The sequence below is a fragment of the Gimesia alba genome, assembly GCF_007744675.1.
In the GTDB taxonomy this organism is placed as follows: domain Bacteria; phylum Planctomycetota; class Planctomycetia; order Planctomycetales; family Planctomycetaceae; genus Gimesia; species Gimesia alba.
This window is the reverse complement of record NZ_CP036269.1, coordinates 1,212,975-1,228,832: the sequence shown is the minus strand read 5'-3', so window position 1 is coordinate 1,228,832 and position 15,858 is coordinate 1,212,975. Positions and strand designations below refer to the sequence as shown.

13 protein-coding genes are annotated in these 15,858 nt (G+C 50.6%); 5 read left to right on the top strand and 8 right to left on the bottom strand.

The window, feature by feature from the left end; translation table 11 throughout:
- Window positions 1–43: 43 nt before the first annotated feature.
- Window positions 44–2,206: a type II and III secretion system protein family protein gene (locus tag Pan241w_RS04730; protein WP_145211703.1), complete on the bottom strand. Its 2,163-nt coding sequence runs from the start codon at window positions 2,204–2,206 to the stop codon at window positions 44–46.
- Between the two features lie 465 nt (window positions 2,207–2,671).
- The gene (locus Pan241w_RS04725) at window positions 2,672–3,256 is read right to left on the bottom strand and encodes a hypothetical protein (RefSeq protein ID WP_145211700.1); all 585 of its coding nucleotides are present in this window, start codon (window positions 3,254–3,256) and stop codon (window positions 2,672–2,674) included.
- A gap of 470 nt (window positions 3,257–3,726) precedes the next feature.
- Between Pan241w_RS04725 and Pan241w_RS04720 the strand changes: the two genes are divergently transcribed.
- Window positions 3,727–4,320, top strand: a complete 594-nt coding sequence (locus Pan241w_RS04720; protein ID WP_145211697.1) for a hypothetical protein — start codon at window positions 3,727–3,729, stop codon at window positions 4,318–4,320.
- Window positions 4,321–4,350: 30 nt separating this feature from the next.
- On the opposite strand, the gene mtnA is transcribed toward Pan241w_RS04720, so the two are convergent.
- The gene (gene mtnA, locus Pan241w_RS04715; RefSeq protein ID WP_145211694.1) at window positions 4,351–5,433 is read right to left on the bottom strand and encodes an S-methyl-5-thioribose-1-phosphate isomerase; all 1,083 of its coding nucleotides are present in this window, start codon (window positions 5,431–5,433) and stop codon (window positions 4,351–4,353) included.
- Between the two features lie 236 nt (window positions 5,434–5,669).
- Between mtnA and Pan241w_RS04710 the strand changes: the two genes are divergently transcribed.
- Together Pan241w_RS04710 and Pan241w_RS04705 are read left to right on the top strand one after the other, a co-directional pair.
- The gene (locus tag Pan241w_RS04710) at window positions 5,670–6,344 is read left to right on the top strand and encodes a 3-keto-disaccharide hydrolase (protein WP_232107355.1); all 675 of its coding nucleotides are present in this window, start codon (window positions 5,670–5,672) and stop codon (window positions 6,342–6,344) included.
- A 54-nt stretch (window positions 6,345–6,398) separates the two neighbouring features.
- On the top strand, window positions 6,399–7,688 hold the full coding sequence (locus Pan241w_RS04705; RefSeq protein ID WP_145211691.1) for a Gfo/Idh/MocA family protein: 1,290 nt from the start codon (window positions 6,399–6,401) through the stop codon (window positions 7,686–7,688).
- A gap of 645 nt (window positions 7,689–8,333) precedes the next feature.
- Here Pan241w_RS04705 and Pan241w_RS04700 read toward each other — a convergent pair.
- The 4 genes from Pan241w_RS04700 to Pan241w_RS04685 form a co-directional block, all read right to left on the bottom strand.
- Window positions 8,334–9,632: a hypothetical protein gene (locus Pan241w_RS04700; RefSeq protein WP_145211689.1), complete on the bottom strand. Its 1,299-nt coding sequence runs from the start codon at window positions 9,630–9,632 to the stop codon at window positions 8,334–8,336.
- Window positions 9,629–11,161, bottom strand: a complete 1,533-nt coding sequence (locus Pan241w_RS04695; protein WP_145211686.1) for a PQQ-like beta-propeller repeat protein — start codon at window positions 11,159–11,161, stop codon at window positions 9,629–9,631. Before Pan241w_RS04695 ends, Pan241w_RS04700 begins: the two co-directional genes overlap by 4 nt.
- 73 nt (window positions 11,162–11,234) lie before the next feature.
- Complete coding sequence (locus Pan241w_RS04690) at window positions 11,235–12,266, bottom strand: DUF1559 domain-containing protein (protein WP_145211683.1); 1,032 nt, start codon at window positions 12,264–12,266, stop codon at window positions 11,235–11,237.
- 285 nt (window positions 12,267–12,551) lie between these two features.
- Window positions 12,552–13,214, bottom strand: coding sequence for a hypothetical protein (locus Pan241w_RS04685; RefSeq protein ID WP_145211680.1), 663 nt, complete (start codon window positions 13,212–13,214; stop codon window positions 12,552–12,554).
- A 225-nt stretch (window positions 13,215–13,439) separates the two neighbouring features.
- Here Pan241w_RS04685 and Pan241w_RS04680 point away from each other — a divergent pair, with 225 nt between their 5' ends.
- Both Pan241w_RS04680 and Pan241w_RS04675 read left to right on the top strand, forming a co-directional pair.
- A complete protein-coding gene (locus Pan241w_RS04680) occupies window positions 13,440–14,105 on the top strand; it encodes a hypothetical protein (protein ID WP_145211677.1) in 666 nt (221 codons plus the stop codon).
- 143 nt (window positions 14,106–14,248) lie between these two features.
- Window positions 14,249–14,710, top strand: a complete 462-nt coding sequence (locus Pan241w_RS04675) for a hypothetical protein (protein WP_145211674.1) — start codon at window positions 14,249–14,251, stop codon at window positions 14,708–14,710.
- Here Pan241w_RS04675 and Pan241w_RS04670 read toward each other — a convergent pair.
- Window positions 14,705–15,577: a sugar transferase gene (locus Pan241w_RS04670; protein WP_145211671.1), complete on the bottom strand. Its 873-nt coding sequence runs from the start codon at window positions 15,575–15,577 to the stop codon at window positions 14,705–14,707. The genes Pan241w_RS04675 and Pan241w_RS04670 overlap by 6 nt on opposite strands.
- Between the last annotated feature and the right edge of the window lie 281 nt (window positions 15,578–15,858).

The window sequence follows — 15,858 nt, the reverse complement described above, 5'->3', positions numbered from 1 at the left end:
TTCACACAGCCAGAAAAAAAGGATTCATCATTCTGGGAATTAACTACTTTGACCTGCTCCAGGGAAATTTTGAACGACTTTTCTGAGGCTCGGCAGATTCCCGTCTCATCCGGGGATCCACATAACCAGCCGGTTGTACCCAGGTATTTTTATCAGTTGTTCGGTTCTGGAATCGCTCTTTGATCATTTGAGTGAATCCACGCTGATTCTGTTGCTGCGAGAGACTTTCCTGATACGCGGCTGAATGAGCTTGCGGCCCGCTGACCCCCGGTGCTGGTGGTGGAGGTAATGGCTGATGCTGGTTCGAACGAATCGGTCCTGGTGGTCGGACTGGTCTCGGCTGAGCCGGGAAGGTACTCCCTCGTTGAGGAATCGGCTGTGTTGTTGAGCCTTGCTGAAACGTTCCCGTGTTCATCGGCGGATAGTACGGCGAAGCAGGTGCAGGATTGAACATTCGATATCCGACGGGAACTCCTTGCCCTGCCTCACGACCATAAGGCTGCAACTGATAAACCTCTTTGTCAGGAGCCCCTTCTGTCATCGCATACTTATACAGTTCTTTATCTCCCGGAATAGTCACTTCATGTCCCGGATAAGGGGGCACTTCATCTTCTTCCATCGGTCGAACCAGCTGTGGTGTCACGGTAATCAACAATTCGGATTCGCCCCGGCTCGACTGTTTTGAACTGAAAAGATAACTGCCCACGAGTGGAATTTCTCCCAGCCAGGGAATCCGAGTCACACCCACAGAAGAATCGCTGCCAAACAAACCAGCCAGAACAATCGTCTGCCCTTCGCGCAGTTCCACTGTGGTCTGGGCTCTTCGGGAATTCAAACCGGGAATCCCCTGAACCGAGTTGGAATCGTTAATCTGACTGTATTCCGGAACGATTCGCATTCGAATCAAATCTTTGTCGATCACAATCGGCGTTACAACAATCGAGGTACCAAATCCACGGAATGTAGTGGACGTCCCCTGGGCTCCCCCGACACCAACAATTGTCGGTACAGCAAATTCACCACCGGCAAGAAAACTCGCCGAGTGACCACTTAATACCGTTAACGTCGGTCGCGCCATAATTTTCGTAGTACCGTTCTGCGCCAACGCGTTGATCAATACATTCACTTCACCGGCTTCAAAAATACCCGTCAGAGTGGAAGGCACTCCCCCCATTGTCGAACCGATAAATTGACGACCGTTGTCAAACAGCACGGCTAAATCAACACCCAGCTGCCGCATCATCGTGCGGTTCATCTGTGCAATCGTCACATGAATCATCACCTGGAATTCGCCCGGAATTTCCAGCATATTTACTATGAGAGAAGAGGCATAATCGAAATTGACCCCCGCATACGTCGAGTCAACCCCGGCCCCTCCATAGCCGACCCCCGTTGCATAAGGCTGTGGTCCCCCCAGGTTCCCGTCATAGTTGATCACTTCACCGCGAATTACCGACAGGATCTTCGCTGCTTCGGTTGCATCGGAAGCTTCCCCTTTTACGATAATCTTTCGCGACAGGGGAATCAGGTAGACTTTACTGTTCGGAAACAGAACCGCAATCTTGCGTTCCAGCTTGCCGTAATCAATCCGTCGCTGGCCTTCCAGACTCGGATCCTGAATGGTATGAACCAGGTACGTAATCGGGGTATCATCCCCTTCAAACCAGAGTGTTAAAGTCGTCGTCCCCAGCTGCAAGCCGACGATCGAAACTTCAGTCGGCGAGTAGGTGACAAATTCGATGATCGAAGGATCGGCAATCGCATACCGACGGATTCGTGAATTCGTGATGATCAACTGACTCCGGCGAATGATGATTTCCATTTCATCAAAAATTCCCGGCGTTGAACGGATCTGTGTAGGGAGTGGCTTTCTCGTAATGCGTCCCGTATCCTGCACCATCTGTACCCGTGGACCACGTGTCTGGTGTTGTACGTTCTGGATCGGGATCATTCCCTGTGGAATCTGTTGTACCTGCTGGCTCTGTTGGTATTGTCTGGAATCGCTTGGAGGCACTTGTATCGGATCGGGAGCGTACCGTGAGTCTCCTTGAGCAGCAGGAGCTGGCAACTGCAGCATAGAAGGCCCCTGGGCCTGCGCCATCGAAAGTGAACCCGTTATCACAATCGCGATCAGCTGAATCGCATTGCGAAAACGATGCTTCTTTAATAATCGAATTGCCGATCCGTGGCAGTTCTGCTTGAACATCCGCAGTTGCTCCCCAATTACCTGCAAAGAGGAAAAAGGTAATTCGCGTTATATCTGTGTATTTTTCTGGGATGAATCATCGCTCCAGAACCGGAACGAGAGGATTGAGAACCCATATTTGTATCTATTTTATGACAGAAAGTTTTCCCTAACTTACTGTTAAACAATCACTTCAGGGCATGTCTCAAATCGCGGCGATCAATTCAAAATTGGGGTCATTTATCCAAATTTGAAAAATAGAGAACGCAATTTGGGTAGATACATACCACATTGTATTGTTTGTATCGGCTAATCATGAAAATAGGATTAGACTGGTTCAACTTAATTTTCCTCTTCTATCGCGCAACTTGAGGATAACCCCTTCAAATTCAGTGACAAAAAAAACGCCCCAGCGGTAAACCGGGGCGTTTCAAGACAACAACTAATCAACGTCTGCTTATTTCAATTTTCTCTTCTTAGATTTGATTACCAGCGATAATTCGTATCACGGTTATATGTTGGAGCACCCGGGTTGTACCAGGGGCGGCGGTAACTGTAGGACGGAAATCGCAAATGACCATATTCATTCGATCGATAAAACCCGGGACCGAAATGCCGTGTATAAGGATCAGCAGACAAACCCTGATTTTGCATTCCAACGTTCGCTTCGTGATAACCACCAAACCAGGTCTGTCCGGCTCGAATACCAACGCTCGGCCCTTCCATGCCATACGTACCGCCGGGCCCTTGAGTCGCACTATAGTAATAAGGTGATCCGACTTGCGGCACCACGTTATTCGGTAACCAATATTGATTACCGCCTCTGACATACGGACCACCTCGATATCCGGGAACAGGGCGAGTCAACGCATCCGGATTTGTAGCAGGTCCTGCCTGCGGTTGAGGTTGCGCATTCGCCGCCGGGTCTGGACGTGGAGCCACATTACCGGGTGGAGGGGGTAAAGTGGCTGATTTTCCCAAATCAGCGCCGGGGATGACATCATCGGCGTAAACAAATCCGGAGCCGACGAAGATCATCACCATGATTGTAGTGATTTTATACTGTTGCATAATTGCTCTCTTACGCCTCATGTAAGTATTTCAAATGATCATCATGATGATGAAAAAGCACATTCATCACACTCTAAAAACTGCGTCTCGCTAAGTCATTTCGTATCTATCAATGATCGCGATGAATGCCGAAGAATGTCAAACTGACATCACTCGCGTCTACTAATAAACCTACATCATTTTTTGACTCAAAGCGGAACAGCACGTTTTTTTTTGAAATCTGAGCACGCTTTCGGCAGATTCTGCCGGTCCATTTTCACTGGATGATCTAACCCGATTTGAAAATATTCAGGTTGTAGCGCGCGTATGTGATTTACATCCTGCGAATTTTGTGATGAGCCTGAAGGAAAGACCGTTTGATCATCCGATAAATAAGAGTAAGGGAGAGTCTCTCTCTGATAACAAGCTTAACGATTGTGCCAGTTCACAGAGCATCGTCTCTGTCTGTTAAATACAGAGGAATTTCGGATATGTCGACCACCATTTTTGCCATTGCCATCGCAGCTGCCGTCAGCGGAGATCCTATGATTTCGAACGGAGGCTACTATGGTGCCGCCGAACTTCCGTACGAAGCAAGTTACCCCATGACCAGCGCCGGAGTCACCAGCGGACTCTATGGAGACCCGCTCTACCCCTTCGATTCCCAATACCCCTGGCAGCACGGCTACTTTCAGGAAATTTCTCCTTATAGTGGCTACCATTACTTCAAACCGTATAACTACCGGCACGTCCTTTCGCAAACACAGACCGCGTCCGGCTGGGGCATCACCCCTCAATTAGCCTACTCGCAGCATTTCTGGAATCGATATCAGGAACAGGCCACCTGGAAAAACTATGCACTGCCTCCTCGTGAACAAGACATCGAAGAAATCCAGAAACGGAAGCGGGCGTACCAGGAACAACAACGCAACTCGACTTATCTGCAGCAACAACCTGCCATGGTACCGGTTCAATATCAGACAGCCCGACCTTATCAGCAGCAACAGCCCCAGTATCAACAACAGCCAGTGCAGCCTCAGTATCAGCCAGCGACACCGGGATACAATCAGGCGCCCCGCTACTAAGATTCGAAGTTTCCCTTCTTAAACTCAACTTCAAACCGGGTCCGAAGAGAGCACGCGCATAACTTCCTCTTTCGTCACCGGCTCAATCAAACCGCGCTCGGTGATGATCCCTTGAATATATTTCGCGGGTGTCACATCAAACGCCGGGTTATACACGTCGACTCCGTCAGGCGCGGTCTGCTTGCCAAAGCCATTGGTGATCTCTTCCGGCAATCGTTCTTCGATCGGAATTTCCTCGCCGCTCTCCAGACTCAAATCAAACGTGCTGGAGGGGGCTGCGATATAAAACGGAATCTCGTGAATGCTGGCAAGCAGTGCCACCGAATATGTGCCAATCTTGTTCGCCGCATCGCCATTCGCGGCAATTCGATCCGCGCCTGTCACCACCGCCTGAATTTTCCCTTCTTTCATCACCCAGCCCGCCATCGAGTCGCTGATCAATGTCACGGGAATGCCACGCTGCATTAATTCCCACGTTGTTAATCGTGCGCCTTGCAGCAACGGTCTCGTCTCGTCTGCATAAACGTGAATCTGTTTTCCCTGTCGGGCCGCCTCAAAGAAAACTGCCAGAGCCGTCCCTCCTCCTGATGTCGCCAGACCACCCGCATTGCAGTGTGTGAGAACGCCATCCCCCTTGGAAAGCAGTTCCGCACCGACCTCACCAATCTGATGGCACATCTTTAAATCTTCAGTCTCAATCAGCCGCGCTTCTTCCAGCAATAGTTCATGCATCTCTGAATTGGAAAGATCCGGAGAACTCTCCGCCAGCTTCTGCATCCGATCCAACGCCCAGAACAGATTGACGGCGGTCGGCCTGCTCTCCGCTAAATAGGTCGCAGCTTCAATGAGTCTCTGGTCGAAGTCCGGCCTCTGTGTCCCAGTCCCGGTTTGTACCGCCAGCACAATTCCATAAGAGGCGGCAATTCCGATTGCCGGCGCGCCGCGAACGCGCAGCTTCTTTATCGCTTCCCAGACCGTCTCTACATCGCGACATTCGATTTCGCGAAACTCCGTTGGCAGCAATGTCTGGTCGATCATCTTCAGATATCCATCTGTTCCGCCAACCCAGCGCATTGTCGCAACATCTGCCCCTGCTTGATTCTCTAAATTCATATCCGTTCTGCTTCTATTGAAATGACCATGTGGGAAATCCATTTTCATATATCTTAGCGATTCTAATCAAAAATGCCTCAAACAAAAAACCATGCGCTTTCACCGGGTTTTCCATTGATTCTGGTAAACGCACTTTGGTATGCTCGATTCTGCACACCTTTTTAAAGATCCTTAAATATCACAGGATTTTCCTTCCTGACTTACAAGCAATTGCGAAATATCAAGGAATCAACACGATGCTCCAATTCACAACCCGAAAGTTTACTGCCCTCTGTCTGTTGGCGTTCGCCAGTCTCTCTGTCGAGCCTCTTGTCGCGGAAGAACATTGCGACAGCGATTTTGTCAGCATCTTCAACGGTAAAAACCTCGATGGCTGGGAAGGTGCCACCGACGGATATTATGCCAAAGACGGCATGTTGATCAGCAAAAAAGACAGCGGCGGAAATCTCTTCACGGACAAAGAATACAAAAACTTTGTTCTGCGGTTTGATTTCAAACTCGAACCCGGCGCGAATAACGGCATCGGCTTCCACGTGCCACGTCACCCCAAAACCAGCCCCGCTTATGCCGGAAAAGAAATCCAGATCCTTGATGACACAGCGAAAAAATACGCCAAGCTTCAGAAATACCAATACCACGGTTCGCTTTACGGCACCGCTCCTGCCAAACGCGGTCACCTCAAACCAGTTGGGGAATGGAACACACAGGAACTTCTCGTCGATGGCAACAAAGTCAAAGTCACATTGAACGGCACCGTCATTGTCGACTTCGATATGACCGACGCCAAGAAAAACGGCACCATCGATCACAAAGATCACCCCGGACTGAAACGGGAAATCGGGCACATCTGCCTGTGTGGTCATGGCGCGAAAATTGAGTTCAAAAATCTGCGAATCAAAGAACTCAAGTAAGCGACTGAGCTTTCCACATCGATCACTCCTTAATTCAAAACAGGATAAGTACGCATGAGTTCTGAAAAGAAAGCGGCTTCCTCTGAAGTCACGCGCAGAAGTTTCCTCCAGACCGGCGGCACTGTCGCAGCCGGCCTGGCCTGGACCGCACAAAGCTACGGCAGTATTCTTGGCGCCAACGACCGGATTCGCGTCGGCTTCATCGGCGCGGGCGGCATGGCCAACGCCCACATGAATACGTACAACGCCATCAAGGATAAAAACAACGTCGAAGCCATCGCGGTTGCCGACTGCTGGAAAACCCGTGCCGAAGAAGGAAAAACCAAAACCGGCGCCCAGCATGCTTTTGACGACTATCGCAAGGTTCTGGAAATCAAGGACATCGATTACGTCACCATCGCCACGCCGGAACACTGGCACGCGCAAATGACGATCGACGCTCTGGATGCCGGCAAAGCCGTCTATTGTGAAAAACCAATGACGCACAGCATCCCCGAAGCCCAAGCCGTCATCAAAAAACAGAAAGAGACCAAACTGCCGATCCAGGTCGGCGTGCAAGGCATGTCCGACGATTCCTACTCCTCCGCCGCCAAAGCGATTGAAGAAGGTGTGCTCGGTCAGGTCGTACAGGCCCAGATCGAATACGTCCGCCGCTACGGTTCGCAAGGCCCCTGGCGTCGCCCCGGTCTCAAAGACGATGAACCGAAACCGGCCGACCTCAACTGGGACGCCTGGCTCGGACACGCACCAAAGATCGACTGGAACCCGCACCATTACTTTGAATGGCGCAACTATTCTCAATACTCGGGTGGTATCTGCACCGACCTGTTCATTCACCGCATCACGCGAATCATGAAAGCCTGCAACCTGCTCTACCCCCGTCGCGTCGTCGGCATGGGTGGCATCTGGCAGTGGAATGATGGTCGCACCCTTCCTGATAACTTCGAAATGATTTGCGAATACCCGCGCGGCATGACGGTTTATGTTCTCGGCACGATGAGCAATCGCGTCGGTATCGATCACTTGATTCGCGGCTATCGAGGCACCCTCTACTTCACCCGTGAAGGCTGGGTCGCGAAAGACAAAGACGGTAAGGTGCTCGCGGAACATAAAAAGTCGGGTGCTGAAGATACCAAGCTGCATCACACGAATCTGCAGAATCATCTGCGCAACGGCGAAGCCCTCAACTGTCCGAGCGAACTCGGTCTGGCAGGAGTCGTCGCGGTCAACATGGCAAATGAATCCTGGCGTTCCGGCCAGATGATGGGCTGGGATACCAAAAACGAAAAGATGGCTCCTGCCAACACGCTGGAACTCAGCCACGTTCCCGAAACCAATTCCTGAACCAGAGCCGCGCATGTCGCAACGCTTCAAAAACCGAATTAAGGTTGACAGCATCAGGAATTTGCCAATCCACAAAAACGCCCTGTTTTCAGGGCGTTTTTTTCGTATGGACACATCCACGCCCTCGTCTAACATGCGGAGATAACGTCGCGCGCGCGAGTGAGCACTACTGGTTCAGGTGAAATCTCCAAACCACTGAGAAAATCAGCACCATCAAACCCGCTTGTTTCAGCACGATTTTCCAAAACCGTGCTCATCCGCACCTCAGTTATCGTGCGACATCGTAGCGCGGAATCGGGCCCAGACAGGAAATTGAAAGCACTTCTTAGCATATCATCGCTCCTTCGAAAGGTAATTTTTGTCGCTCCCTCTTGACACCTTCACGCCCCGGAAGAAAATTCATATTAATAAGTTTGTCAAATCCAGGTAGGGGCGACCCTATGTGGTCGCCCGCACTATCGACGTTGTTCTTATGGTGACTTTCGAACGTTACAACCGGTGCCTTCACAAGCAGAATACAACATCGAATCTCACCAGGCGGGCAGGCACATAGACCTGCCCCTACGAATAACATTTATCGTCGATCCTTTCAGCAACTCAAGAGCAAGTATCCTACCCGAAAGTCACACGACCCACGAACTGAAGCTACGGAACCAGTGCTGATGCAGAACTTCCCATCCGTTCCCACACCTGTTTCAATTCCGGGATGGTTGCAGGAAGTATCTCTGCCAGATTTTGACGATCGGATTCAGACATCTTTTGAGACAACAACGACTCATCATCACCGCTAATCACCCCCTTCAATCGCTGATAGACATAGGTTCGCACGGGTTCAGCTAATGATCGAAACGCCTTCGAATAAATCATGTAACTGCAGGGAAATTGAAACAGTCGTCGCTCGAGATCGAACTGTCGCAGAGACCGCCCCTGAGAATCAAAGGGGCCCTGTTTCGCAAACTCAGTTGCAAACGAGGAAGTCCCCTGGATTGGAAATTCCAGTTTCGCTTCTTTCTCAAACAACAAATACTTCACCAGCTGCTCCACTTCCTGCTTCCAGACTGCGTCCTCTTGCTCTGTATCTCCGTTATGCACATCAATCTGCCAGGCATAGTTCGTGCGGATGATAAAATTGTGCGCGTCGATCTGATGCTCAAAAACCATCAGTGCCACAAGATCACTATGCGGGCTTGGATAGTGGGCGATCTCTTTCAGTGATGAAAGATTCTTGAGATTCAGCCCTGTCTTGTTTTCAATCGGCTTCTTCGGCCGCTTTGAGGAAGCCAGGTGAAAATTTCCCATATGCGTTGTTTTTCCATGCGTGCCCGTTACATACCAGCCTCCCCAACGCTCTGAAAGCGGACTGGAATGGTCCGTTCGAAAACTGCCCGCCGAGATCACCGGCAGTCCCACCGGATCAACGAACATCGAGCGCACCAGCAGACCGGGAATATTTTTCGTGCGCGTCGAAGCATGACAAGTCATGCAACTTGCCACCTGTCGCTGAAGTTGAGGCTTCTTCGCTGGCGTCTGCTTCAACGTATAAAACACCATCCCCAGTTTTTCATCAGTCACCATCAGTTCCAGCATCCCGTCCTGAACGTAGCCGACATACGCATCGTCATTGAAATACAAAGCCCGCGGTCGATCCGGCCCGATCAAATGCCGCTGCAAACTCGTTTTTGAAAACGGCAGCATTTGTGATGAAATAGAAATCTTTAGATCCTTGAGCAACGGAAGCAGATAACCGAAATCGTCTGCATACTCCCATTTTTTTTCGCCAGTATCCAGCGCCCTCTGTAATTGGGTGATCACATTCTGCGGCGTCGCATCACTATAGTTGACCGGTGCAGCTTCAAAATTAAGAGGCGGCGCCGCCTCGGCAAATGGGCTCTGCAACAATATGACTGTGAAAAGCGCAATCAGATTTTGATGAAACACATTCATTGCGCAGCCCCTCCGGTTGTCGTCACTTTCTCTCCCTGCTGGTTTTGATCCCCAACAGGAAGTTTACGAATGCAATACAAGCGGCTCCCCGTGCGCATTACCAGCGCACCATTCACCGCCGCATACCCATATTGTACCGGATCGGCAAAGGTCAAACCATTGCGTGTTCGCGGCCGTCCACCGGTATTGCCGCTGTTTTCACCAGCAGTCCTGCTTCCGGATTGCTGCGCGGTACTTCGTCGCTTTCCAGCTTCCGCCCGACGTTTCAGGTCAGCTTCCCCCGCCTCGGTCGCACCATCAATCAGTTCGTTTTCTGCCAGAATCCGAAACTCTCGCCCGGCGGCAATCACCGTCGTCAGGCCATCTTTGCCGGGAAAGTAAATCCGATCACCGAGTCCCAAAGGCGTCGCCCAGCAGGGCTGCCCCAGCCGTTTGACATACACCTGCTGGCCTGTTTCCGCATCAAAACAATACACGACCCCCACCTTATTCACCCAGTACGCCAACCCCTGATACACCATTGGCGAACCAAAGGTCGGCATGGCTTTACTGGTTTTCCAGAGAATCGTCTGTTGAAATTCCTCACCGACGCGTTTGACCTGCATCGCAAAATTCGATTTCTTCGCGTCCGCCAGCCGCTCGTCGTGCATGCCGGGAGACGCACTGATTAAAAACTTGCCATCACCAAAAGACAACGGCGTGCAAGCCCGATTGCCGCCAACCTCTTCGTACATCCACAACAGTTTTCCCGTAGAGGGATCATAGCCGTCCACGCTGCCGCTCGAACTGCAGACGATTTGATCGGCCTGGTCAATCTTCAATAGCGCAGGTGAAGCATAACTCTGTCGGCTGAAGCGGTCGGTTTTCCATTTCGTCTTTCCCGTCTGCTTATCTACGGCCAAAAGATACGAGGGTCCTTCATGATCAATCAGCACAATCACCGTGTCTTTTGTCTGCACCAGTGAAGCAGCCAGACCAATGCGGACTTCAAATTCGCCGTAATCCTCCGTCAAAGAACGCGACCAGAGCTGCTTGCCGTCGTGGTCGAGCGCCAGTAGATTCCCCGTTTCGAAGAACGCATACACGCGCTCCGCATCCACAACGGGAGTCGGAGCCGAACGACTCTGAAAATAATTCCCGCGCACCGGCTGTGATGAGGCGGTCTTAAAATCCCAGAGTAATTTCCCCTGCTTCAGATCCAGTGCCACCACATGACAGTCGTTTTTCATCTCCCCTTCAATTGACGTCACAAAGATCCGGTCGCCCCAGATCACCGGACTCGATTGCCCTTTGCCGGGAATCTCAGTCTGCCAGGCGATGTTCCTGGTCGGTGACCACGTCAGCGGCAGAGAATCGGCAGTCAACGCTGTCGCTCCCGCGCCTTGAAAACCGGGCCAGCGCTGCACGTTTGATTTTTGGGTTGATGGTTCTCCTGCCAGACAGGCCACTAATGTAAACAGCACAATCCCCGCTGAAAGCAGGCTGCTTCGCCAGCCTGCCAATCGTGAATTTGATACACGTTGATTCATCTTAGTTTCTCCTCGAAACGTTAGAAATCGATTTTTATTATTTTGAATGAAACAGAAGGGTCAACGCCGGTTGCTAAAACTCGCCGATGACTTCACCGCCCCCTTTAGTTCCGAGAGCCCGCCAGAGAGTAAGATCGATGCTGTCACTCACAAACCGCACCGAGGCATCTCCCAGACCCACATGCACACCGCCGATATGCATACTCCGTGGCGCAAACCAGCCGAACCCGTTGCGATGCACATCGGGCACATCCGAGTTCGGCGTCATATAGGTGTTGAACGAGGTCAGGTGCTCGCGGCCCCAGATCCAGGAACTCCGTCCACGCCCGTCATAATTGCCCGCCGCATTCGCCGCGGCTGCGATATCCGGATTGTGTCCCGGCGCACTTGTGAAACCTTCACCGGCAGCCCCCATTCCGCCGCCCCGATAACGGGCCATCTGCCGCTGTGGATCAGTCACCAGACCGCTGCCGTCCAGTTTGTTCCCCATTAACGACTCTGACAGAATCAATGTATTCGAAGAACCATCCGTCAGATCCCGAAAGCGGCTGGCCGATCCCCAGAAGAACATTCCGTTCGTCCGCGCGCGTGTGTCATAATTCGTCCCGGTCCCGTCTCCCGTGCAGACGACATAATTTGTGCCGGCAAAGACGCCGCTCCCCGTATTCGCATTTTGAAAAATGGGAGACTCCGGTTCACTCGGACACAGAAACAACGGCAATACCTGCCCTGCAACCGTATTATGAACCGGATTCATCGACTGACTGCCTCCCGAACCGACCATTAGGGGGATATCAAAGTCGATCAGATTTTGCAGGTTGCCTTGATCCACAAACGGGAGAATCCGCGCCTGCACCGAGTAGCCATAGGCACTCTCGGAAGACAAACCGGGAAAGACACGATATGCACTTTCATAATTATGAATCGCCAGACCAATCTGTTTCAGATTATTTTTACACTGTGCCCGCCGGGCTGCTTCCCGCGCCTGCTGAACCGCGGGCAACAACAGGGCAATCAAAATCGCAATGATGGCGATGACGACTAAAAGTTCAATTAACGTAAACCCGCTGCGCGCACGCCGCCGGTCAAATTCAGGGAATAACATGGAGTTTCCTCGCAAGATAAAGATTAAATAGTGTGGTTCTATTCAATTCACCGCGCGTACCTTCCGCGCAGAAGTGAATGAGAAGCTTTAAAAACGTCTGAATCCGGGAGGTCTGTGCGGCCGGTGGTAGCACGCTCACAGCAGGCCCGTAACCAGCCTTGTGGAGAGCGAGCCGCGTCCCGCCGTAAGCGCACCAGCACAAGCCGCACGTCCTTCCGCCCGATTGATTCACAGTGCGCAGCAGCACCCCGGAATCAAAGCGTGGAGACGAATTCAGGCTATCGCTTATACAGCCGACAGCACACGAGGAGGTGGCTCGGGCGGCTCAACCGCACGTGCAGGAGCAGTCAGCGAAACAGGCAGCGACCAGACAACAGGATCAGCGTGAACCAGGCCGGCCTGAACTTCTGGCAGAATCGCCCAAGGCAGACTGTTCCAGAACAATCCCTGCCCCTGACATTTCTGCACGAAGACGCCGATCACAAACTGTATCTCACTCTCTTCCTCAGCCGCTTTGACCGTAGGCACATTCGCCGAATGTGAATGAGAAGAAGAACAGCAACTCTTTGTTTTAGCAGCCGTTGGAATGAGCTGGCTTGCCTTGGCCGACTTGGTTTTTGAGCAACAGCCGCCTGCTTTACAGACGGAATCGGCCGATTCTCTGGCAGCGGCTGCGATGACGTAAGTCGGCGGAGTAACACCATTTGCTTCAGCCCAGGCCACCTTTTCCCGGTTGGTAAAACAACAACAGCCCTTCCAGCACGCTTCGGCAGACTGACAACCACAGGGACGATTCTGACAGGGGTAAGCAACACTCTGGTCTTTTTTGTCCGGGGAACGGGAGGCAACCGGCAGCGGAACAAACGAGGCGCAAAAAGAGACGAGCACCAGCAAGCTGATCAGCCTGCGTGCCCTGAAACGCCTTAAATTACCGAGCCAGACAAACATCAATTAACCTCGCGCCAAATCTCATCGACGCCGTAAATAAACATCTCGTTGGCTCGCTCTCCACGCCTTCAAGATTATCAGGAACGCACACGCAAAGCAAGCAAACAGAATTGATGACCACTATTAATTCTTCGCATAAAGCACGGTGGTAGAAAAAAATAATCCGCACTGGGGCATCAACTGTGTACAATCAGTGAAAAACTCTGAGAGCGATTCATCTCTATTATGTTTAAAATGCTCAAGTCAAAATGGCTCGTTTTCTTTGGAGAGCAAATAACTAAACACGACCCTAAACGAAGTGACAATACACTGCTTTTATCAGCAAACCTTCTCTTTGCCATATTATTAATTTTAGAGCTTGGTTCACGCGAAATAATTTCTGTCCCAGTAGAAACTTTGCTATTAATTACTATTGGAACAATTCTTTATATTCTCTCTCAGGCAACGCGAATTGCCAGAAAAAAACGACCTCAGCTACAATCTGAAATATCAGAAGCTAAAAACAGTAGAATCAATTTCACGAATAAATCGACGTTCATTCAATCAGTTATTCTCTTTGTTTCTCTTTTCACGCTCGCATCATTAAAGTTCTTTGTTCCCAATATTTTAAAAATTGAAATCCCTAAGTTACATGACGGAATCGTAAGTTCTCTGGACCATGAAGATTATGATATCATTTTGAAAAACGGTGACCAGACTTTATTCTTATTCGTTAATTCAATGTTCAGAAAAAATATGAAGCAAGTTCAACTGGGAGATGTGGTTCGATTTTCTTATTCCGATCATCAATTGATAGCGATCTACAAAAAGAATCAGCCGATTTTTACCTTTGATGACTATCTCTTAGCTAGTAAAGCAATGGAACGAAGGCTAGGTATCTTTTTTTTGTAATGTCCTTCTGTTGGTTATTCTGGTTTCTGAGAGGTTTTTTCCAAGTAATTGATTCTACTCCAACAGAAGTCCATCTAGAACAGTGACTTTTACAGCATGCTGGTCACAACTCTTTGTCTTTAAAATTGATTAGAGGAACATGAATGTTCCAATCAAAACCTTTGATCTATCTCTGCATACTCATCGGCACCGGTCTGGGCTGGTGGTATGCCTTGCATATGAGTTCAGAAAAAATTGTGACGCTTCCTGGCAGAATGGTGCTTCATCAGGGCGTGGTGGCACAGTTCCATATTCTGTATTATAGCGGTGCGGTGCTCGGGGCCATTGTGGGAAGCTGGAAACAGCAAACGTCGTTCTGCCTCGCGCTCACTGGTATGACTATGGGACTGATCGTCTTTTCCATCCTCGGCCCACTGGAAACAACAATCGAATCACATCGATTTCAACTGACTTCCTATCATCTGGTGATGCACAGAACCATTCAAAACACGATCGGCATGCTACTGGGCGCGTTCCTGTTTCTCTTCTGGCCAGAGATAGGCGGGTTCCTGAATCGCATCAGTGGCACACTTCAAGCTGACGACACACCTGCGCAAAATTTATAGTGCGCCGCTGCCGGTCAGGATCACGCGGATCGTTCGGAACAGGATCTTCATGTCATTCCAGAAACAGCAGTTCTGCAAATACATCAGATCGAGCGAGACTTTTCTGCGAAAGCCTTCAATGTTGTTATCGTATCCATTCACGATTTGCGCCACGCCGGTCAGACCGGGCTTCAACCCCAGTCGATTGATGTAGTTGGGAATCTCTTTGCTCAATCCTTCAATGAACTCCGGGCGCTCGGGACGAGGGCCGACTAACGTCATTTCCCCTTTAAGCACATTCCACAACTGCGGCAGTTCATCCAGCCGTGTCTTCCGCATGAAGCGTCCCAGACGGGTCACGCGCGGATCACCTTGCACCGCAAACTGGGCACCGTTTTTCTCGGCGTCTACCGTCATCGTACGAAACTTATATAACGTAAACGGCATTCCGTAGCCAGTTTCATCACGCCGATCCGAACCGGAAACGCGACGATCAGAACTCAGATCGAGTTCCAGTAAATCAATCTGTTCCTGACGGCGATCACTTTTCGCTTTGTTTCGTAAATTCAAACCGACACGGGTCTGCTTGAAAATTGCAGGGCCGGGCGAGGTGAGTTTGACCAGCACGACCAGAAACAAGAGCAGTGGAGACAACAAAATCAGCATTGTGAAAGAGACAACAATGTCGAGCGACCGCTTCATAAAACGGGTTCGCTCCGACAGATTGCGAACATCGACGCGTGGCTCTTCCAATTCCAGACGGGTTAACCAACTGGTATTCCGCCAAAGCTCCACATCCAGATAACCATTCACCAGGTCGGATAATTCTCCCGGAGGAATCTGACCTTTATACGGAACACTGGACTGTCCTGCTGCCATCGAACTCATTGGATAAACGCCTTCTGCTGAATCGAGCTATCTGTAAAGCGTTCCCTCACGACAAAACTCGCACACCCAGATCTCAAATGCAGATCAGGCGCTGAATGCCTTGCGACATCGGCCTACGACCCGATCGAATTCCGGGAAATTTCAGGAGCCGGGGAACACTCTCGTAAGTACTTCTACTTAAAAGTTAGCTCGTGGATTCCGACGATGTTGAGCAAGAGTTTCAGAAAACCAGCCCGCAAACAGACTCCGTCTTGACAATAGGAACTGACACAAAAAAAACG